Consider the following 19,492-nt stretch of genomic DNA (forward strand, 5'->3'; position numbering starts at 1 on the left):
CATCCACATCTTTTGCAGCTGTTCGCGTCGTGCCCATCCGTAATTTCCCGGTGACGCGAATGCCCGCAGGTTACCTCTGAGACACCTACCGCCGCAGGGCGGGCACGACCAGGAACGGGATCATCCCGAGCACCACGCTGGCAAGCGCGAAGGCGAGCAGCGCGTTGTAGCCGTGGGTCGCGTCATGGATCAGGCCGCCGCTCCAGGAGCCGAACGCCGAGCCGAGTCCGCTGCCGATCGAGATCGTGCCGTAAATGGTGCCGACGCGCTTGCCCCCGAAGATCTTCATCGCGGTCGCCGTGATCAGCGGTCCACGTGAGCCCATCATGCTGCCGAAGCAGACCACGAATCCGGTGAGCAGGAGGAGATTGGCGGAGTATTGCAACAGCCACAGCAGGAAGATGCCGAGGATCGAGATCGCGTAGCTGAGCAGCACCGACGGCCGACGTCCGATCAGGCCGTCGAGCGCGGACACGCCGAGCATGCCGAACACCAGCACAACGCCGGAGAAGCCCCAGGCGGTCGCGGCCTGCAGCGGCGGAAAGCCGGCATCGATCAGATAGGCCACAATCTGTGCGGCGATCGCATACATGCCGACCGCGGTGAAGAAGAAGGTCGAGAACAGCGCCCAGAAGGCGTGATGGCGCATCGCGCTCGGAAGGGTCCAGCCGTGATCGACGAAATCCGGATCGGTCTTCTTCGCGATATGCGGCGAGCCCGAGGCGAACAGCCGCCATGGCAGCAGCATGAGCGGCACCAGCAGGCCGAGCGCGGCGAAGCCGAACAGCTGGTAGGTTTCGCGCCAACCGAGATGATCAATCAAAAGCTGCGAGGTCGGCAGCAGTGCCAGCACGCCGCCCCCCATGGCCGAGTAGACCACCGCCATCGCGGTCGGCAGCTTTGGGCCGAACCAGCGGCCCAGTAGGATCGAGTTCGGCACATTGCCGATGAAGGCGACGCCGATGCCGACGAAGAGTCCGATCGAGAGCTGGAACTGCCAGAGTGACTGCGCGTGCGCCGCAATCAGGAAAGCCGAGCCGAGCAGCAACAGGCCGAGTGCATAGACGATGCGCGGTCCGGAATGATCGAAAAGCCGTCCGACCAACGGCGCAGTCAGTCCGCTGACGAGCCAGGTCAGCGAATAGATCGAGACCACCTGGGCGCGATCCCAGCCAAAATTTTCCGAGATCGGCTTCAGGAAGACGGTAAAGCTTTCGCTGAGGCCGCGGCCGAGCACGGCGAGTGTGAAGCAGAGCGCGAGCACCACGAGCGCGGTGCGCACGACGCCCTGCGGCGTCGCCGTGACGCGTTCCCTGGTCGCTTGCTTGGACTGTTCCTCTAGCGTGTTCTGGTCCATTGCCGATCAGGGAGCGCGCTTCGGCGCGCCCTGACAAGCAGCGAAAATCTCATACGCCTATGCAGGCCTGAGCAGGATGTGCTTCTTCTTGCCGAACGACAGCTTGATCACGCCTTCCGGCGTCAGGTCGGCCGCCGACAATGCCATCTTCTCGTCGGTGACGGGCTCGTCGTTGACGCGCAGGCCGCCGCCCTTGATCTGGCGCCGTGCTTCGCCGTTAGAGGCAACGAGGCCCGCCTTGACGAAGGCATTGAGCACGCCGAGGCCGGCGTCGAACTCGCCGCGTGGAATTTCCACGGTCGGCAGGCTCTCGGCCAGCGCGCCTTCCTCGAAGGTGCGGCGCGCGGTCTCGGCCGCCTCGTTCGCTGCGTCGCGGCCATGCAGGAGCGCGGTCGCCTCCGTGGCGAGCACCTTCTTGGCCTCGTTGATCTCGGAGCCTCCGAGTGCCTCGAGCTTCCTGATCTCGCTCATCGGCAGCGTCGTGAACAGCTTGAGGAATTTGCCGACGTCGGCGTCCTCGGTGTTGCGCCAGTACTGCCAGAAATCATAGGCCGAGAACTGGTCGGCGTTGAGCCAGACCGCGCCTTGTGCGGTCTTGCCCATCTTGACCCCCGATGCCGTCGTCAGCAGCGGCGTCGTCAGCGCATACAGTTGATGGGTGCCCATGCGGCGGCCGAGATCGACGCCCATGATGATGTTGCCCCACTGGTCGGAGCCGCCCATCTGCAAGTTGCAGCCGGTCCGCCTGGCGAGTTCGACATAGTCGTAGGCCTGGCAGATCATATAGTTGAACTCGATGAAGCTCATCTCCTGCTCGCGCTCGAGGCGTAGGCGCACGGAGTCCATGGTCAGCATGCGGTTGACCGAGAAGTGCCGGCCGATGTCGCGCAGCATCTCGATGTAATTGAGCTTTGTCAGCCACTCGGCATTGTCGAGCATGATGGCGTCGCTCTTGCCCTCGCCATAGCGCAGCACTTTTGCGAACACGCCGCGGATCGATTCCTTGTTGGCCTCGATCTCGGCGACGGAGCGGATCGCCCGCGTCTCGTCCTTGCCGGAGGGGTCGCCGACCATGGTGGTGCCGCCGCCCATCAGCGTGATCGGTTTGTTGCCGGATTGCTGCAGCCAGTGCAGCATCATCATGGTCAGGTAGTTGCCGATGTGCAGCGAGCGGGCGGTGCAATCGTAGCCGACATAGGCCGTCACCTCGCCCTTGGCGGCGAGTGCGTCCAGCCCCTCGAAATCGGAGCATTGGTGGATGAATCCACGTTCCTGCAGCGTATTGAGGAAATCCGATTTGAATGCAGTCATTTGTCGGCGTGCCTGACAATTCTTGGTTTACTGTTTCGGGAGCAATTTAAGGGTCTTCCGTGGGAACTCGGTTGCTGCCCGCTACTTTGGCCTGTGGCATTATAAGATGTGTCCCTCTGGCACAAGATCGGCATGCCGGAGGGGGCTTTGAGGATGCTGATCCATGATGTTGACGGCACTCGGTTTGATGAGCGGCACCTCGCTGGACGGGGTGGACGTCGCGCTGATCGAAACCGATGGAAAGCAGGTCAAGGCGTTCGGGCCGTCCGGCTACCGGCCCTATAGTCCGGCGGAGCGCAACCTACTCCGCCAGGCGCTCAGTGAGGCCGTGCACCTGTCGCAACGCGATGCCCGGCCGGGAGTTCTGGCCGAGGCCGAACGCGCGGTGACGCTGGCGCACGCCGAAGCGGTGGCCGCCTTCGTCGCCCAGAACCGGATGAAGCCGGAAGACATCGACATCGTCGGCTTCCACGGCCAGACCGTGCTGCACCGCCCCGAGAAGCGCCTGACCGTGCAGATCGGCGATGCGCCGGCGCTGGCGAGGGCGATCCATATTCCCGTAATGCATGATTTCCGCGCCGCCGACGTCGAGGCCGGCGGGCAGGGCGCGCCATTCGTGCCGGTCTACCACCGGGCGCTCGTCCATTCGCTGGAGCGCGAAGGGCCGATCGTTGTCGTCAATATCGGCGGCGTCTCCAACATCACCTATATCGACGGCAACGACACGCTGATCGCCTGCGATACCGGGCCCGGCAACGCGCTGCTCGACGATTTCATGTACCGCACCATGAATCAGGCGTTCGACGCGGACGGAAAGTTCGCAGCGCTCGGCAAGGCCGACGAGGCCTGGATTGCACGGGCGCTGGAATTGCCGTTCTTCGCAAGCCCGCCGCCGAAATCGCTCGACCGCAACGATTTTGCTGCCCTCAAGCTGGGCGATATCGCGCCGGCCGATGGCGCCGCGACGCTCACCGCCTTCACTGCGGCGGCCATCGCCCGCATCGTCCCGCTGCTGCCACGCAGGCCGCGAAGCTGGATCGTCTGCGGCGGCGGCGCCCGCAACCGGACCATGCTGCAGATGCTGCGGGAGCGCGTGGGGTCCGCCACTGTCGAGGCCGCCGAGACAGTCGGCTGGGCCTCCGACGCCATCGAGGCGCAGGCCTTCGGCTTCCTGGCTGCCCGCGGCCTAAAGGGCCTGCCGCTGTCGTATCCCGCGACCACGGGCGTGCCGATGCCGATGACAGGCGGGGTGATCGCGCGGCCGTGAGGAGATCCTACATCGATACCGGTCGATGCAAATGCACGAACTTGACGAATGTATGCAAGTGCATCTATATTGGATGCAGTTGCATCCAACCGCCGGGATCTTTGCCATGACCGCTTCACTCAAACTGATCAGCCACAAGCTTTGTCCATACGTGCAGCGCGCCGTGATCGCGCTCAACGAGAAGGGCGTCCCGTTCGAGCGGGTCGACATCGATCTCGCCAACAAGCCGGACTGGTTTCTCAAACTGTCGCCGCTCGGCAAGGTGCCGGTGCTGGTGGTTGCGACCGACAAGGGCGAGGTCGCGCTGTTCGAGAGCAACGTGATCTGCGAATACATCGAGGAGACGCAAGGCGGCGGAAAACTGCATCCGACTGATGCGCTCGAGCGTGCCGAGCATCGCGCCTGGATGGAGTTCGGCTCGGCGATTCTCGGCGATCTCTGGGGGCTGGAGACCACGACCGACCCGGCGACGTTTGAGAGTAAGCGCCAGGCACTCGTGGCGAAGTTCGCGCGTGTCGAGGCCGCGCTCAGCGCGGGCCCATTCTTTGCAGGCGATGCGTTCAGTCTCGTCGATGCGGTGTTCGCTCCCGTCTTCCGCTATTTCGATGTGTTCGATGAACTGATCGAACTCGGCATCTTCAAGGATCTACCGAAGGTGCGCGCGTGGCGCGCCGAGCTGGCAAAGCGTCCGAGCGTCCGTACTGCGGTGGGCGCGGACTATCCGCAATTGCTGCGCGCCTTCCTCGTGCGCCACGACGCGCATCTGCTCAAGCTTGCGGCCTGAGCCCACGCCGATGTCGCAATCCATGGCCTGGTTGATGCTGGTGATCGCCGGCGCACTTGATGTCGGTTGGGCGATCTCGATGAAATATGCGGAGGGCTACACGCGCGCTGGATGGAGCATCGTCTCGCTCGTGCTGCTCGCAACCTTCGTTGTCCTGCTCGGGCGTGCCTTGAAGGTGCTCGAGGTCGGCGTCGCCTATTCGGTGTGGACCGGCATCGGCGCCGCCGGCACCTTCGTCATGGGCGTCGTGCTGTTCGGCGAGACCTTGAGCGCGATGAAACTAGCGGGCATCGCGCTCGTCTTGATGGGAATCGTCGCCCTCAAGCTGGCTTAAAACCGAGCTTTAGTTTGGTAGCCCGGATGGAGCGAAGCGCAATCCGGGGCCTTGTCTCAGCAGATGGAGCTTCCCGGATTTCGCTTCGCTCCATCCGGGCTACAAGGCTCAGCGACGAGGCCTTAGCGCACGTTGGCGAGGCGCATGTCGAGATAGGCGGTGATGGTTTCCATCAGCGGCTCGAGTTTGGCGTCGAAGAAATGATTGGCGCCGGGGATGACCTGTTGGTCGATCACGATGCCCTTCTGCGTCTTCAGCTTCTCGACCAGCGTGTTGACGTCCTTGGGCGGCACCACCGCGTCCTTCTCGCCATGCACGATGAGCCCAGAGGACGGGCAGGGCGCGAGGAACGAGAAGTCGTAGAGGTTGGCGGGCGGCGCGATCGAGATGAAGCCCTCGACCTCCGGACGGCGCATCAGCAGCTGCATGCCGATCCAGGCGCCGAAGGAGAAGCCGGCAACCCAGCAGGCGCGCGCTTCGGGATTGATGGTCTGCGCCCAGTCGAGCGCCGCGGCCGCGTCCGACAATTCGCCGGTGCCGTGGTCGAACGAGCCCTGGCTGCGGCCGACGCCGCGGAAATTGAATCGCAGCACCGAGAAGCCACGATGCGCGAACGCATAGTAGCACTGGTAGATGATCTGGTGATTCATCGTGCCGTGGAACTGCGGATGCGGGTGCAGGACCATCGCGATCGGCGCGTTCTTCTGCTTGGCCGGATGGTAGCGGCCTTCGAGACGGCCGGCGGGGCCGGTGAAAATAACTTCAGGCATGATGATCTCTTGATTGATCCCTTGAAGACGCTCTTCAACAATCAACCGATTGTGCGGACTTCGTCGGCTGCTGGGCCGATCAAGCCGCGAATGGAAGGGTGGAGCGGCGCCCTCGGATGATGCGCGAGCGGCGCGCGGCGAACTGACGCGCGCGTTCTAACATGAGGCGAGGGTCAAAAAGCAAGCATCTTGAACATCGCCCAATGAGCTCAAGAGCTTACCCGGTCATGCCAGTGTCATGCCGACGGCTGCCGGGACCCAACCAGGTGACGGCTAGGATCGGTGGTGTGGCAACAACCAATTGGAATCACGATTGTTTATCGTTTGTCGGGCGATCGCCGGTGGCGATTCACACCGGCTCGGTGCGATCTCCCAGGGAGGCGACCGCGGGCCGATAGCGGCGACTGCCCCCAAGCGTCTGCCCATTGTCGAATGTGAGCTCGAAATCCCCTGACGGCTTGAAGTCCACGGCGCTCACCCGGTCGAGATTGGCGAGCCTGGTCCGGTGCACGCGCACGATGGCGAAGCGGGCGAGCTCGCTTTCGGTCGCGGCCAACGTGCCGCGGATCAGGTGCTGGATGCCGCTGGCGAGGTTGTATTCGATGTAATTGCCGGCAGAGGCGACCCACAGGATGTCGCGCGGCACGACGCGAATGCGGCTGGTGCCGTCCCGGAGCCAGATCAGATCGAGGGACGACTGCTCCAATGGAACGGCCGGGATGGGCATCGCCGCCCGCACGGCCTTCCGCAGCTCGCGCCGGCTTTCGAGCAGCCAGAGCGTTGCTCCGAGCAGCAAAGCGGTCACGGCATCCTTGCGGAACTCGTACAGGACCGCCGCCAACGAGAAATGGAAGTCGTAGGCACTTCCCGCGAGCCAGAGCAGGAATTTCCGGACCGCTACCATTCCGGTGATGTGGAGGGCCGAGAAGCCAAGCAAGGCGACCGCGGCGATTCCGATCCGAATTGCCAGCGGCCGTGTCTGGCGCATGCGCCGGACGGCCAGCACCAGGATCGGCACCAGCAGCAAGATGACGATGATGCTCGACAGCTCCCAGAACAGTCGCCGGCCAATGTCATAGCTGTCGCCACGCCAGGCGGCGTCCTGCGCGCCGGAGAGCGCATTGACGATCCCGATGGCGAGCGAGACGGCGGCGATCGCGGCGAACATCGTCCCGTCGCCACTGATCCCGCCGGGCCAACCGCTCGTCCCGGACCCCGACGCCTCGTCCCCTCGCGCCCGGTCCTGATCCCAAACCGTCTCGACACGCTCCGTTTCGGGGGCATTTTGGCCGTCAGCCATGGCCCAAAACCCGTGTTTGCCGTCCCGCCGAGGAGCAGAGAACCATGTCAACACCGCAACAAATTTCGACTTCGGAACGACGCATCGATCTGGATTGGGTGCGGATTTTAGCGTTCGGGCTCTTGATCTTCTACCACGTCGGCATGCTCTACGTGTCCTGGGGGTTTCACATCAAGAGCGAGCACCGGCTGACTTGGCTCGAGCCCCTGATGCTGGTCATCAATCCCTGGCGGCTGTCGCTGTTGTTTCTGGTTTCCGGCGTCGCCACCCGTTTCATGCTGGGCAAGTACAACCTCGGTGCCTTCGTCCGCACGCGCTCGGCACGACTCCTGATCCCACTGATCTTTGGCATGTTCGTGATCGTGCCGCCGCAGTCCTACCTCCAGATCGTTGAGAGCCTCGGTTACCCCGCCGGCTTCGCCGATTTTTACGTCCGGCACTATCTGGCGTTCGGAGCGCAATTCTGCCCGAACCCCTGTATCGTGCTGCCGACCTGGAACCATCTCTGGTTCGTAGTCTATCTATGGGTCTACACCGTCGCGCTGGCCGGCCTGCTCTGGCTGCGGCCCATGCTGGCCGATCGGCTCGGCCCGAGACTGGCTGTCCTCCTCACCGGACCCGGGCTGCTGGTCCTGCCGTGCCTTTTGTTCGCGGCCTGGCGCTTGTTCCTGTTTCCGGCCTTCCCGTCGACGCACGCGCTGTTCGGCGACTGGTACAACCATGCGGACCATGCGACCGCGTTCCTGATTGGCTTCCTGCTGGCGAAAGAGGGCGGTATCTGGCGCGATATCGAACGGCAGCGCTGGATTGCGCTCGCAGTTGCCGCAAGCCTGTTCGTCCTGTTCATTCTGCTTCGTGCCGGCCTGGTCGAGCCATCGCCGATGCTGAGATGGTTCGCGAGCTCGGCCTATGGCTGCTACCAATGGCTGGCGATGGCGGCGGTGCTCGGCTTTGCGCGACGCCACCTGACGGCCGACGGCCCCGTGCGCCGCTATCTGACCGATGCGATCTTTCCCTATTACATCGTGCATCAGACCGCGATCATCATGATCGCGCACGCATTGCAGGGCAGCGGGCTATCAGCCGGAAGCGAAGCCGCCATCGTAATATCAGGCACCGGGCTCACTTGCCTCGTCGCCTACGAGATCGCGCGTCGGATCGCCTGGCTACGGCCACTGTTTGGCCTCCGGACAGAGGTCCGATCCTCGGCCGGAATTGCGCAGCAACAGCCGGCCTGATGTGCGGCGGCTGCCGATTGGCGCGAGGGTAAAAGATGCTAAGAGGGCGCCATGCCGAGCCGCGTCTATCTCGACTGGAATGCGACCACGCCGCTGCGCGCCGAGGCGCGCGCAGCGATGCTGGCCGCCTACGAGCTGATCGGCAATCCGTCCTCGGTTCATGCCGAGGGGCGACAGGCGCGGCGGCTGGTCGAGGGGGCGCGGGCCGTCCTTGCGACCGCAGTAGGCGCGCTGCCGCGGAACGTCGTCTTCACCTCCACCGGAACCGAAGCCAACGCGCTGGCGCTGTCGCCGGGCCTGCGGGGGCCGTCGGGAGGGCCTGTCGAGCGGCTTCTGGTCTCGGCCGTCGAGCATGCTTCGGTAATGGCAGGCGGCCGGTTCCCGGCGGATGAGATCGGTCAGATCAGGGTCACACGCTCCGGCGTGATCGACCTCGATCATTTAGAGGCGCTGCTCAGCGATGGCCCGCCGGCGTTGGTCTCCGTCATGGCCGCCAATAATGAGACGGGCGCGCTGCAGCCGGTCACTGACGTCGCAGGAATCGTTCACGGGGCCGGCGGCCTCCTGCACGTCGATGCAATCCAGGCGCTTGGAAAAATCCCTTTCGATATCAAGGTGATCGGCGCAGACCTTGCGACCTTTTCTGCGCACAAGATCGGCGGCCCCAAGGGTGTTGGCGCGCTGGTCGTGGCCGAGGGCGTAGCCGGACTCGCGCCGGTGCTGCGGGGCGGCGGGCAGGAGCTGAACCGGCGCGCGGGAACCGAGAATGTCGCGGGCATTGCCGGCTTCGGGGCAGCGGTGCGGGTCGCCCTGCAAGCTTTGCCGGAAGATGCGGAGCGGATGGCAAGTCTCAGAGATCGCTTGGAAAATGACATTCGCTCCATGGCCGGCGCCACGGTCTTCTCAGACGACGTCAAGCGGTTGCCAAATACCGTTCTTTTCACGGCTCCCGGCTTGAAAGCCGAGATCGCGGTGATCGGCTTTGACCTCGAAGGCATCGCGGTATCCTCGGGTTCCGCCTGTTCCTCGGGCAAGGTGCAGCCGTCCCACGTGCTGTCGGCGATGGGGTATGATCCCACCGTCGCCCAGGGAGCAGTGCGTCTCAGTCTGGGCTGGTCCACGGAGCCGGATGACATCAACAGGGCGTTAGAGGCTTGGCGAAAGCTCGGTAATACCCTACTTAAGGGATAAGCGATGAAACACGGCTTGAACGGTTCTAAGCGCGTGCGTCCCGCCAAGAAACATCGTAATAGTCGTCCGAGTTTGATGATCCACCGCGGTCCTTGAAACCGCGAGCGGAGGATAGAATGCCAGCCGTGCAAGAGACGGTCGAGCGCGTGAAGCGCATCGACGTCGATCAGTATCGTTATGGGTTTGAGACCCTGATCGAGTCCGACAAGGCCCCCAAGGGGTTGTCGGAAGAGACCGTCAAGTTCATCTCCGAGAAGAAGAACGAACCCGCCTGGATGCTCCAGTGGCGGCTCGAGGCCTATCGGCGCTGGCTGACCATGACCGAGCCGACCTGGGCCCGCGTCGACTATCCCAAGATCGACTTCCAGGACCTCTATTACTATTCGGCTCCCAAGCCGAAGAAGACGATCACCTCGCTCGACGAGATCGATCCCGAGATTCTGAAGACCTACGAGAAGCTCGGCATTCCCTTGCGGGAAGTCGCCATGCTCGAAGGCGTCGAGCCGAAGCCCGGCGAGGAAGACCCCAACAGGCGCAAGATCGCGGTCGACGCCGTGTTCGATTCTGTCTCGGTTGCGACCACCTTCAAGGCCGAGCTGAAGAAGGCCGGCGTGATCTTCATGCCGATCTCAGAGGCGATCCGCGAGCATCCCGAGCTGGTGCAGAAATATCTGGGATCCGTGGTGCCGACCTCGGACAATTTCTATGCGACGCTGAACTCGGCGGTGTTTTCGGACGGCTCGTTCGTCTACGTGCCGCCGGGCGTGCGCTGCCCGATGGAGCTGTCCACCTATTTCCGCATCAACGAACGCAACACCGGCCAGTTCGAGCGCACGCTGATCATCGCCGACAAGGGCTCCTACGTCTCCTATCTCGAGGGCTGCACCGCGCCGCAGCGCGACGAGAACCAGCTGCACGCGGCCGTGGTCGAGCTCGTCACGCACGACGACGCCGAGATCAAATATTCGACGGTTCAGAACTGGTACCCGGGCAATTCGGAAGGCAAGGGCGGCATCTACAATTTCGTCACCAAGCGGGGTGACTGCCGCGGCAACAATTCCAAGATCTCCTGGACCCAGGTCGAGACCGGTTCGGCGATCACCTGGAAGTATCCGAGCTGCATCCTGCGCGGCGACAATTCGCGTGGTGAATTCTACTCGATCGCGATCTCGAACGGCTATCAGCAGGTCGACTCGGGCACCAAGATGATCCATCTCGGCAAGAACACGTCGAGCCGCATCATCTCCAAGGGCATCGCCGCCGGCAAGTCGCAGAACACCTATCGCGGGCTCGTCACGGCGCATCGCAAGGCGACCGGCGCGCGCAACTTCACCGCCTGCGATTCGCTATTGATCGGCGACAAATGCGGCGCGCACACCGTGCCCTACATCGAAGCCAAGAACTCGTCGGCGACGTTCGAGCACGAGGCCACCACGTCCAAGATCTCCGAGGACGTGCTGTTCTACTGCATCCAGCGCGGCCTCACGCAGGAGGAGGCGGTCGGCCTCGTCGTCAACGGCTTCGTCAAGGACGTGCTGCAGCAACTGCCGATGGAGTTCGCGGTGGAAGCGCAGAAGCTGATCTCGATCTCGCTCGAAGGATCGGTCGGCTAACGCCGACCCTCGCGGCGCGCATCGCGCGCCCCATGCATCATTTGAATAAACTGGACACCAAGATGGCTTTGCTCGAAGTGAAAGACCTCAAGGTTCGTGTCGAGGAGCGTGAGATCCTCCATGGGCTGACGCTGACCGTGAACGAGGGCGAGATCCACGCGATCATGGGGCCGAACGGCTCCGGCAAGTCGACCCTGTCCCACGTCATCGCCGGCAAGCCCGGTTACGAGGTCACCGACGGCGAGATCCTGTTCAAGGGCGAAGACCTGCTCGCGATGGCCCCGAACGAGCGCGCCGCCAAGGGCGTGTTCCTGGCGTTTCAGTATCCGGTCGAGATTCCCGGCGTCTCCACCATGAATTTCCTGCGCACCGCGCTGAACGCGCAGCGCAAGGCGCGCGGCGAGAGCGAATATTCGACGCCGGACTTTTTGAAGAAAGTCCGCGACGTCTCGAAGTCGTTGAACATCCCGCAGGACATGCTCAAGCGCGGCGTCAATGTCGGCTTCTCCGGCGGCGAGAAGAAGCGCAACGAGGTGCTGCAGATGGCGCTGTTCGAGCCGAGCCTGTGCATCCTCGACGAGATGGATTCCGGCCTCGACATCGACGCGCTGCGCATCGCAGCCGACGGCGTCAACGCGCTGCATTCGCCCAAGCGCGCGATGGTCGTCATCACCCACTATCAGCGGCTGCTCAACTACATCGTGCCTGACGTCGTGCACGTGATGTCGAAGGGCCGTGTCGTGAAGAGCGGTGCCAAGGACCTGGCGCTGGAGCTGGAGTCGTCCGGCTACGCCCAATACGAGGACGCGTAAGGAATTTTGCGATGAACGTTGCTGTGGCAAAGACCGGAAACGGCCGCGCGGTGAGCGATCTGTTCGCCAGCGCCGAAGGCCGTCTGCCGGGTTCGCCTTCCGTGATCGCCGTGCGCCGCGAGGCGTTCGAGACCTATGAGCGTCTCGGCCTGCCGCACCGCCGGATCGAGGAATGGAAATACACCGATCTGCGCGCGCTGGTCGGCGAGGTGCTGCCGCTTGCGGCTGCACCCGATGCGGCTGCGTTGAAGCGCGCCGCGGACGCCGTGAAAGCGCACGCGATCGCGGGCGCCCGCAAGCTGGTGCTGGTGGACGGCGTGTTCGCCACCGACCTCTCTGACGTCAAGGCGCTGGCCTCCGAGGTGAGCGTTAAGACCTTGCGGGAGACGCTGGACAAGGATTCCGGTCTGTTGAAGACCGCGGCCACCGATGCGGTGATCGCGCTGAACGCGGCGATGGCGACCGACGGTGTCGTGCTTACGGTCGCCGATGGCGCGCAGCTCTCCGCGCCGATCCAGATCATCCACATCGCGATCACGTCTTCCGCGTCGACGTTCACCCGCTCGCAGGTCGCGGTCGGGAAGGGCGCTCGTGCCACCATCATCGAGAGCTTCGTCGCGGCCGGCGCCAAGGCTTACCAGGTCAGCGATGCCGTCATCCTCTCGGTCGGCGACAACGCCGACGTCGCGCATATCCGCCTGATGGACGATTCGCCTGATGCGGTGAACATCACCTCGCAGTTCGTCACGGTCGGTGCGAACACGAAGCTGAATTTCTTCAACATGACCACCGGTGCTGCGGTCAGCCGCCTGCAAGGCTTCATCACGATGGCGGGCGAGGGCAGCGAACTCTCGGTCAACGGCGTGAACCTGTTGCAGAAGACCGAGCATGGCGACACCACCTTGGTGGTCGACCATGCCGTGCCGAACTGCGTCAGCCGGGAAGTTTTCCGTGCCGTGATCGACGATCGCGCCCATTCGGTGTTCCAGGGCCGCATCATCGTTCGTCCCGATGCACAGAAGACCGACGGCAAGATGATGATCCGTGCGTTGCTGCTCTCGGACGAGGCGGAAGCCGACAACAAGCCCGAGCTCGAGATCTTTGCTGACGACGTCTCCTGCGGTCACGGCGCCACCGCCGGTGCGCTCGACGACAGCCTCCTGTTCTACCTGAAGGCGCGCGGCCTGCCCGAGAAGCAGGCCCAGGCGCTGCTGATCCAGGCTTTCGTCGGCGAGGCGATCGAGCAGATCGCCGACGATGATCTGCGCGAGCACGTGATCGGCATTGCCGAGCGCTGGCTGGAGCGGCGCCAATGAGCGCGCATCCGGCAGTCAAGAACGGCTCTTACGACGTCGCGCGCGTGCGCCAGGATTTTCCGGCGCTGGCCATGCAGATCTACGGCAAGCCGCTGGTCTATCTCGATAACGCGGCTTCCGCGCAGAAGCCGAGCGCCGTGCTCGATCGCATGACGCAGGCCTACACCTCCGAATACGCCAACGTGCACCGCGGCCTGCATTATCTCGCCAACGCCGCGACCGAGGCCTATGAGGGCGGCCGCACCAAGGTGGCGCAATTCATCAACGCTGCGCGGACCGAGGAAGTGATCTTCACCCGCAATGCGACCGAGGCAATCAACCTCGTCGCCTCGTCCTGGGGTGAACCGAACATCAAAGAAGGCGACGAGATCGTCATCTCGATCATGGAGCACCACTCCAACATCGTGCCCTGGCATTTCCTCAGGGAACGCCATGGTGCCGTGATCAAATGGGCGCCGGTCGACGACGAGGGCAATTTCCTCATCGAGGAATTCGAGAAACTCCTGACATCGAAGACCAAGCTGGTCGCGATCACGCAGATGTCGAATGCGCTCGGCACCATCATTCCGGTCAAGGACGTCGTGAAGATCGCCCACGCCCGCGGCATCCCCGTGCTGGTCGACGGCAGCCAGGGCGCCGTGCATCTGCCCGTCGATGTCCAGGACCTCGGCTGCGACTTCTACGTCTTCACCGGCCACAAGGTCTACGGTCCGACCGGCATCGGCGTGCTCTGGGCCAAGTACGACCACCTCGTCGCGATGCGTCCGTTCAACGGCGGCGGTGAGATGATTCGCGAAGTCTCGCGCGACATCGTCACCTATGGCGATCCCCCGCACAAATTCGAGGCCGGCACGCCGGCGATCGTCGAGGCCGTCGGGCTTGGCGCCGCCATCGACTACGTCAATTCGATCGGCAAGGAGCGTATCGCCGCGCACGAGCACGATCTCGTCACCTACGCCCAGGACAAGCTGCGCGAGATCAACTCGCTGCGGCTGATCGGCACGGCACGGGGCAAGGGCCCGGTGATCTCTTTTGAGCTCAAGGGCGCCCACGCCCATGACGTCGCCACCGTGATCGACCGCCAGGGCATCGCGGTGCGCGCCGGCACCCATTGCGTGATGCCGCTTTTAGAGCGGTTCAACGTCACAGCCACATGCCGAGCGTCGTTCGGCATGTATAATACGCGGGAAGAAGTCGATCATCTGGCACAGGCGCTGTTGAAGGCGCGGGATTTGTTCGCATGAGTGACACGGCCGAAATCAAAGCCAATCCGATGGAAACCCAGTCGGCACTGCCGCCTGAGGAGACCGAGCGTTTGACCACCGAGATCATCGCCGGGCTCAAGACCGTGTTCGACCCGGAAATCCCGGCCGATATCTACGAGCTCGGCCTGATCTACAAGGTCGAGATCAAGGACGATCGTTCCGTCGACGTGAAAATGACCCTGACGACGCCGAATTGTCCGGCCGCCGGCGAGTTGCCGACGATGGTCGAGAACGCGGTCGCCAGCGTCCCCGGCGTCGGCGTGGTCGACGTCAAGGTGGTCTGGGAGCCGGCCTGGACGCCGGAACGCATGAGCGACGAGGCCCGCCTCGTGCTCAACATGTGGTGACGCGTAACCCTGGCTTTAGATACTCGTTAGATCCTTGGCATTGAATTCGCTCGGCAACGGACCACATCACTGACATGACACAGATATCGTCGGGTTCAACACCAGCATCCACTCCGAAGCCGCGGCGGCCGCGCCCGCAGGTGATGCGGCTGACGGACGCTGCTGCCCAGCGCATCAACGAGCTGACCCAGCGGGCCGATTCCGAGATCGTGGGCCTGCGCGTCGGCGTCAAGAACGGCGGCTGTGCCGGCCAGTCCTACACCGTCGAATACGCCCACGATGTCCGCCCGACCGATGAGGTCGTCGAGGACAAGGGCGTCAAGATCCTGGTCGATCCCAAGGCCGTGCTGTTCCTGCTCGGCACCGAGATGGACTACAAGGCCGACAAGATGCAGGCCCAGTTCGTCTTCAACAACCCCAACCAGATATCCGCTTGCGGCTGCGGTGAGTCGGTCGAACTGCGCCCGGCGCAGATCGACGGGTAGTTTTTCCGTCCTTGCGAGGAGCACTTGCGACGAAGCAATCCAGACTGTCTCTGCGGCGACAATCTGGATTGCTTCGCTTCGCTCGAAATGACGGCGGTGGTATGAAGGCTGGCCTGCTCGCCCCGGGAAGCCTGCCATGGACCGCGAATTCCTGATCGACCTGTTCGCCGATTTCGGCCCCGTCGCCATCCGAAAAATGTTTTCCGGCTACGGCATCTCCGCCGACGGCATCAATTTCGCGCTGTCCCTGCGTGCCGGCTTGTTCTTTCGCGCCGACGAGATGACCATCCCGGACTTTGAAGCGGAAGGCTCGAAGCCATTCCAATACGCGACCCGCGCCAAGACGGTGCTGGTGAACTCCTATTGGGAGCTGCCGGCCCGCCTGTTCGACGATTCCGAGGAGCTTGCGCAATGGGCGAAGGCGGCTCTCGCCGCCGCTCAGCGCGCCAAGGTGAAGAAGCGGCCCAAGGTCAAGAAGGCGGCGAAGAAGGCCGCCAAGCCTGCGAAAGGGCGGAAGAAGGCGAGCAAAAAAAAAGCGGTTGGGAAGCGCGCCAGGCGACTGGGTTAAGCTCAGTCCACGGCCTTTGTCAGGCCAACCCTCATGTCTTTGGCGATGTAAACGCAGACACCGTCAGCTAGCACGCGGCCGTCGGCAAATCCCAGGACCAACCTGCCGCGCCTCACCTGGCGCATGACGACCTCGTAGCGCACGCATCGTGTGTCCGGTGTGATGGAGCCCGTGAACTCCACCTCGCCGACGCCGATCGCGCGGCCCTTGCCCGCTGAGCCCGACCAACCGAGCCAATAGCCGATCATCTGCCACATGGCATCCAGTCCCAGAGACGCCGGCATCATGGCATCGCCGCGAAAGTGGCAATCGAAGAACCAATGGCCTGGCGCGATGTCGAGCTCGCCGACGATATGGCCTTTGCCGAACTCGCCGCCGTCCAGGCTGATCTCCGTGATGCGGTCCATCATCAGCATTGGCGGCGCCGGCAATTGCGCGTTGCCTGGGCCGAAATAGCTGCCCTCGCTCGATCTCAGCAGGTCGTCCCTGGTGTAGGACGGTTGCGGCGTGTGAAAATCATGCGGGTTGGGCAAGACGACAAGTCCTCCGGATGCTCGCAGTCGGACGCCTCGAGACGGCGAGGGAGATGTCGTTCGTCAGGCCAGAATGTCAAGCGCAGCTGGCGGTGCGCGGCTTCTGCGTCACGCCACCCGGTTGTGCGTCTCGACCGCGAATTCCGGATCGGCCTCGCAGATCACGCGGTTGCGGCCGTTGCGTTTGGCGGCGTACAGGCAGGCATCCGCGCGTTCGATCAGCGCATCGGTGTCGTCGCCCTGCTTCAGCATGGAGACGCCGATGGAGATGGTGACGCGGCCGAGGATTTCGCCGGTGGACTTCTTTTTCAATTCCTTGGCCATCACCGCGCGGCGGATGTGATCGGCCACCGTGAGGGCTTGGCGCAGCGCGGTGTTGGGCAGCACGACCGCGAATTCCTCGCCGCCATAGCGCGCGGTGATGTCCTGGCCCTTGATGGTCTGCTTCAGCGACAGGCCGACCAGCCGCAGCACCTGGTCGCCGGTGAGATGGCCGTAGGAATCGTTGAACGACTTGAAATGATCGATGTCGACCAGCAGCAGCGACAGCGGCTCGCCGGAGGCGAGGGCGCCTTGCACGGCCATGTCGATCATGCGATCGAAATATTTGCGGTTGCCGAGCCCCGTCAGCGGATCAGTCAGGCTCTCGGCGCGGATCGCCTCCAGGCTCTGCTGGAGGTTGCTGATCTCGCTCTTCGACAGCGTCAGCCGGTCTTCCAGCGCCTTGTTGGTCTCGCGCATCTCGCTGGTCGAATGCAGCAGCGTCTCGACGATCGACTTGATCTGCTCGCGGCTCTTGGCCGATGAGAGCTTTTCGGTCGCGCCCGACAGGCTGGCATCGTAGGAGCCGGTCATCCCGAGCGCGTCACCGAGTACCTTCATCACGTCGTCGATCTCGCCGATGACGCGCGCGCCGACCTTGTCGATGCGGTCGGTGGTCTTGATGTGGGAGAGGTAGGTCTCGTAGATCTGATCGAGATCGGCTTCGGTCAGCGTGCCGCTCCGCGCCAGTGTCTCGTTGATGATCTTGTTGAGCGGGGCATTGTAGCCGGTGGCGTAGACGAACCAGATCTCGTAATTGCGGGGAATTGCGGTCTGTCGTAGCGATCGGATCTGACCGAGCGCTACCTCGGCGAACGCCATTGTGCGTTCGTGTTCGTCGAGCACCTTGACCACGGAACATACCCCACAGCGATCGGCGTGCCGTCGACCGCAGCAATACTTAAATTATGTTCGTAGGCTAACGGACGATCGTGAACGCCCCGTAAATATACGTCCACGAATACGTCCAGAAAAGTGCGCGCAAGCTTTATTTCAACCAAAGCCGGGCGCGCATCGGGCTTCAGGCGCCGGCTGGGGAGCGAACCGGACGCAGCAGAAAGGCCGGCAGATGCGAGTGGTCGCCCGGCTCGCTGTCGGCCTCGCGTTGGCGGCGCGGCTCGGGACGGCCGATCGACGGCACATGCGACGGATTGGCCTGCTCGCGCGCACCGTCACGCGGCTCGGATGATGGCTTGGCTTCGCGCGGAGGCCTGGCTTCACGCGAAGGTCTGCCTTCACGCGAAGATCTGGCTTCACGCGGAGGCCTTGCCTCGCGCGCGGGCCTTGCTTCGGAAGCGGGCCTTGCTTCGGGAGCGGACCGTGCTTCGGCTGAAGGTTGTGCCTCGCCACGCGCTTCGCGCGGCTCCTGGCTGCGCTCGCGACCGCGTTGCGGCTTGCCGCGTCCGCCGCGTGAACGTTCACGGCCGCGCTGCTCGCGCGGACGCTCGCTCGCATCGGAAGCATCGGTGCGGACTTCGAAATCGCCTTCGGCGCGCGGAATGCTCTGTCCGATCAGCTTCTCGATCGCCACCATCGACTTCTGGTCGGGCGGCGTGACGAGCGAGATCGCCATGCCGGACCGGCCTGCGCGACCGGTGCGGCCGACGCGGTGGACATAGTCGTCGGGATGGTGGGGAACGTCGAAATTGAAGACGTGGCTGACCTCGGGGATGTCGAGGCCGCGGGCGGCGACGTCGGATGCGACCAGCAGCGGCAGCTCGCCCTTGCGGAACTGTTCGAGCGCCGCCGTGCGGGCCGACTGATCCATGTCACCGTGCAGCGCGCCGACGCTGAAGCCGTGCTTTTGCAGCGATTTATGAACGACGGCGACATCGCGCTTGCGATTGCAGAAGATGATCGCGTTCTGGAGATCCTTGGCCTCGCGGAGCAGTCGGCGAAGCAGCTCGCGCTTCTCGTGCGCCTCGCGCCCGGCCGGGACCTGACACTGCGTAACCGTGACAGCGGTGGTGGCAGGCTTCGATACCTCGATCTTCTGCGGATTGTGCAGGAAGGTTTCGGTGATGCGCCGGATCTCCGGCGGCATGGTCGCGGTGAAGAACAGGGTCTGCCGCGTGAACGGGACGAGCTTGCAGACGCGCTCGATGTCGGGAATGAAGCCCATGTCCAGCATGCGGTCGGCTTCGTCGATGACGAGCAGCTCGACGCCGGTGAGCAGCAGGCCGCCGCGCTCCGTGTGGTCGAGCAGGCGGCCGGGAGTGGCGATCAGCACATCGACACCGCGCGTCAGCTTGGCATCCTGGTCGCCGAAGGAAACGCCGCCGATCAGGAGGGCGACGTTGAGTTTCTGGCCCACGCCGTAGCGGTCGAAGTTTTCCTTCACCTGCGCCGCGAGTTCGCGGGTCGGCTCAAGGATCAGCGTGCGCGGCATGCGCGCCCGGGCGCGGCCCTTTTCGAGAATGGTGAGCATCGGCAGCACGAAGGCGGCGGTCTTGCCGGTGCCGGTCTGGGCGATGCCGAGAACGTCCTTGCGAGCAAGGACGTGAGGGATCGCCTGTTCCTGAATGGGGGTGGGGGTGGTGTAACCGGTGGCCGCCACTGCGGCGAGGACTTTTTCGGATAGTCCGAGATGGGTAAAAGACATTGAGCCTCTGGTCGAAACCGCCGTTCGGATTCGAGGGTAATAAGGCTGTCGCGTTCCACCCCAAAACGGCGCGCTCTC

General features: G+C 63.6%; 19 protein-coding genes. 12 read left to right on the forward strand and 7 right to left on the reverse strand.

Annotated features, from left to right (window positions below; translation table 11 throughout):
* Positions 1-85 precede the first annotated feature (85 nt).
* Complete coding sequence (locus tag N551_RS0128660; protein WP_027569851.1) at positions 86-1,357, reverse strand: MFS transporter; 1,272 nt, start codon at positions 1,355-1,357, stop codon at positions 86-88.
* A 57-nt stretch (positions 1,358-1,414) separates the two neighbouring features.
* Positions 1,415-2,668 (reverse strand): tyrosine--tRNA ligase, encoded by a 1,254-nt coding sequence (tyrS, locus tag N551_RS0128665; protein ID WP_027569852.1) that lies wholly within the window; start codon positions 2,666-2,668, stop codon positions 1,415-1,417.
* A 163-nt stretch (positions 2,669-2,831) separates the two neighbouring features.
* On the opposite strand from tyrS, the gene N551_RS0128670 reads away from it, so the two are divergent.
* From N551_RS0128670 to N551_RS0128680, 3 genes are all read left to right on the forward strand, one after another.
* Complete coding sequence (locus N551_RS0128670) at positions 2,832-3,935, forward strand: anhydro-N-acetylmuramic acid kinase (protein WP_027569853.1); 1,104 nt, start codon at positions 2,832-2,834, stop codon at positions 3,933-3,935.
* A 106-nt stretch (positions 3,936-4,041) separates the two neighbouring features.
* The gene (locus N551_RS0128675) at positions 4,042-4,719 is read left to right on the forward strand and encodes a glutathione S-transferase family protein (protein WP_027569854.1); all 678 of its coding nucleotides are present in this window, start codon (positions 4,042-4,044) and stop codon (positions 4,717-4,719) included.
* Between the two features lie 10 nt (positions 4,720-4,729).
* Positions 4,730-5,053: a multidrug efflux SMR transporter gene (locus tag N551_RS0128680; RefSeq protein ID WP_027569855.1), complete on the forward strand. Its 324-nt coding sequence runs from the start codon at positions 4,730-4,732 to the stop codon at positions 5,051-5,053.
* Between the two features lie 122 nt (positions 5,054-5,175).
* On the opposite strand, the gene N551_RS0128685 is transcribed toward N551_RS0128680, so the two are convergent.
* Entirely contained in the window at positions 5,176-5,823 is a 648-nt protein-coding gene (locus N551_RS0128685; RefSeq protein ID WP_007591562.1) for an alpha/beta hydrolase, read from the reverse strand.
* 349 nt (positions 5,824-6,172) lie between these two features.
* The gene (locus N551_RS36375) at positions 6,173-6,991 is read right to left on the reverse strand and encodes a LytTR family DNA-binding domain-containing protein (protein ID WP_245287863.1); all 819 of its coding nucleotides are present in this window, start codon (positions 6,989-6,991) and stop codon (positions 6,173-6,175) included.
* Positions 6,992-7,167: 176 nt separating this feature from the next.
* Here N551_RS36375 and N551_RS0128695 point away from each other — a divergent pair, with 176 nt between their 5' ends.
* From N551_RS0128695 to N551_RS0128735, 9 genes are all read left to right on the forward strand, one after another.
* Positions 7,168-8,361 carry an acyltransferase family protein gene (locus tag N551_RS0128695; protein ID WP_027569856.1) on the forward strand — a complete coding sequence of 398 codons (1,194 nt, stop codon included), beginning with the start codon at positions 7,168-7,170 and terminating at the stop codon, positions 8,359-8,361.
* Positions 8,362-8,412: 51 nt separating this feature from the next.
* Entirely contained in the window at positions 8,413-9,552 is a 1,140-nt protein-coding gene (locus N551_RS0128700) for a cysteine desulfurase family protein (RefSeq protein ID WP_027569857.1), read from the forward strand.
* A gap of 116 nt (positions 9,553-9,668) precedes the next feature.
* A complete protein-coding gene (sufB, locus tag N551_RS0128705) occupies positions 9,669-11,165 on the forward strand; it encodes a Fe-S cluster assembly protein SufB (protein WP_027569858.1) in 1,497 nt (498 codons plus the stop codon).
* Between the two features lie 62 nt (positions 11,166-11,227).
* Positions 11,228-11,977 (forward strand): Fe-S cluster assembly ATPase SufC, encoded by a 750-nt coding sequence (gene sufC, locus N551_RS0128710; protein WP_027569859.1) that lies wholly within the window; start codon positions 11,228-11,230, stop codon positions 11,975-11,977.
* Between the two features lie 11 nt (positions 11,978-11,988).
* The gene (gene sufD, locus N551_RS0128715; RefSeq protein ID WP_027569860.1) at positions 11,989-13,293 is read left to right on the forward strand and encodes a Fe-S cluster assembly protein SufD; all 1,305 of its coding nucleotides are present in this window, start codon (positions 11,989-11,991) and stop codon (positions 13,291-13,293) included.
* Positions 13,290-14,537, forward strand: a complete 1,248-nt coding sequence (locus tag N551_RS0128720) for a cysteine desulfurase (protein WP_027569861.1) — start codon at positions 13,290-13,292, stop codon at positions 14,535-14,537. The genes sufD and N551_RS0128720 overlap by 4 nt, the downstream gene beginning before the upstream one ends.
* Positions 14,534-14,905 (forward strand): SUF system Fe-S cluster assembly protein, encoded by a 372-nt coding sequence (locus N551_RS0128725; protein ID WP_027569862.1) that lies wholly within the window; start codon positions 14,534-14,536, stop codon positions 14,903-14,905. Before N551_RS0128720 ends, N551_RS0128725 begins: the two co-directional genes overlap by 4 nt.
* Before the next feature lie 74 nt (positions 14,906-14,979).
* Positions 14,980-15,390, forward strand: a complete 411-nt coding sequence (locus tag N551_RS0128730) for an iron-sulfur cluster assembly accessory protein (RefSeq protein ID WP_081747958.1) — start codon at positions 14,980-14,982, stop codon at positions 15,388-15,390.
* A 136-nt stretch (positions 15,391-15,526) separates the two neighbouring features.
* Positions 15,527-15,958, forward strand: coding sequence for a TfoX/Sxy family protein (locus N551_RS0128735; RefSeq protein ID WP_027569863.1), 432 nt, complete (start codon positions 15,527-15,529; stop codon positions 15,956-15,958).
* 2 nt (positions 15,959-15,960) lie between these two features.
* Here N551_RS0128735 and fabA read toward each other — a convergent pair whose 3' ends face one another.
* The 3 genes from fabA to N551_RS0128750 form a co-directional block, all read right to left on the reverse strand.
* On the reverse strand, positions 15,961-16,491 hold the full coding sequence (fabA, locus tag N551_RS0128740; protein WP_027569864.1) for a bifunctional 3-hydroxydecanoyl-ACP dehydratase/trans-2-decenoyl-ACP isomerase: 531 nt from the start codon (positions 16,489-16,491) through the stop codon (positions 15,961-15,963).
* A gap of 108 nt (positions 16,492-16,599) precedes the next feature.
* On the reverse strand, positions 16,600-17,667 hold the full coding sequence (locus tag N551_RS0128745) for a GGDEF domain-containing protein (RefSeq protein WP_027569865.1): 1,068 nt from the start codon (positions 17,665-17,667) through the stop codon (positions 16,600-16,602).
* 166 nt (positions 17,668-17,833) lie between these two features.
* Complete coding sequence (locus tag N551_RS0128750; protein ID WP_027569866.1) at positions 17,834-19,414, reverse strand: DEAD/DEAH box helicase; 1,581 nt, start codon at positions 19,412-19,414, stop codon at positions 17,834-17,836.
* Positions 19,415-19,492 lie beyond the last annotated feature (78 nt).

Source organism: Bradyrhizobium sp. URHA0013, assembly GCF_000518345.1.
GTDB lineage: Bacteria > Pseudomonadota > Alphaproteobacteria > Rhizobiales > Xanthobacteraceae > Bradyrhizobium.

Bases quoted from the DNA above. Each gene is read 5' to 3' on its own strand.
- N551_RS0128660 (WP_027569851.1), bottom strand. From the start codon at position 1,357: ATGGACCAGAACACGCTAGAGGAACAGTCCAAGCAAGCGACCAGGGAA.
- tyrS (WP_027569852.1), bottom strand. From the start codon at position 2,668: ATGACTGCATTCAAATCGGATTTCCTCAATACGCTGCAGGAACGTGGA.
- N551_RS0128670 (WP_027569853.1), top strand. From the start codon at position 2,832: ATGATGTTGACGGCACTCGGTTTGATGAGCGGCACCTCGCTGGACGGG.
- N551_RS0128675 (WP_027569854.1), top strand. From the start codon at position 4,042: ATGACCGCTTCACTCAAACTGATCAGCCACAAGCTTTGTCCATACGTG.
- N551_RS0128680 (WP_027569855.1), top strand. From the start codon at position 4,730: ATGTCGCAATCCATGGCCTGGTTGATGCTGGTGATCGCCGGCGCACTT.
- N551_RS0128685 (WP_007591562.1), bottom strand. From the start codon at position 5,823: ATGCCTGAAGTTATTTTCACCGGCCCCGCCGGCCGTCTCGAAGGCCGC.
- N551_RS36375 (WP_245287863.1), bottom strand. From the start codon at position 6,991: ATGTTCGCCGCGATCGCCGCCGTCTCGCTCGCCATCGGGATCGTCAAT.
- N551_RS0128695 (WP_027569856.1), top strand. From the start codon at position 7,168: ATGTCAACACCGCAACAAATTTCGACTTCGGAACGACGCATCGATCTG.
- N551_RS0128700 (WP_027569857.1), top strand. From the start codon at position 8,413: ATGCCGAGCCGCGTCTATCTCGACTGGAATGCGACCACGCCGCTGCGC.
- sufB (WP_027569858.1), top strand. From the start codon at position 9,669: ATGCCAGCCGTGCAAGAGACGGTCGAGCGCGTGAAGCGCATCGACGTC.
- sufC (WP_027569859.1), top strand. From the start codon at position 11,228: ATGGCTTTGCTCGAAGTGAAAGACCTCAAGGTTCGTGTCGAGGAGCGT.
- sufD (WP_027569860.1), top strand. From the start codon at position 11,989: ATGAACGTTGCTGTGGCAAAGACCGGAAACGGCCGCGCGGTGAGCGAT.
- N551_RS0128720 (WP_027569861.1), top strand. From the start codon at position 13,290: ATGAGCGCGCATCCGGCAGTCAAGAACGGCTCTTACGACGTCGCGCGC.
- N551_RS0128725 (WP_027569862.1), top strand. From the start codon at position 14,534: ATGAGTGACACGGCCGAAATCAAAGCCAATCCGATGGAAACCCAGTCG.
- N551_RS0128730 (WP_081747958.1), top strand. From the start codon at position 14,980: ATGACACAGATATCGTCGGGTTCAACACCAGCATCCACTCCGAAGCCG.
- N551_RS0128735 (WP_027569863.1), top strand. From the start codon at position 15,527: ATGGACCGCGAATTCCTGATCGACCTGTTCGCCGATTTCGGCCCCGTC.
- N551_RS0128750 (WP_027569866.1), bottom strand. From the start codon at position 19,414: ATGTCTTTTACCCATCTCGGACTATCCGAAAAAGTCCTCGCCGCAGTG.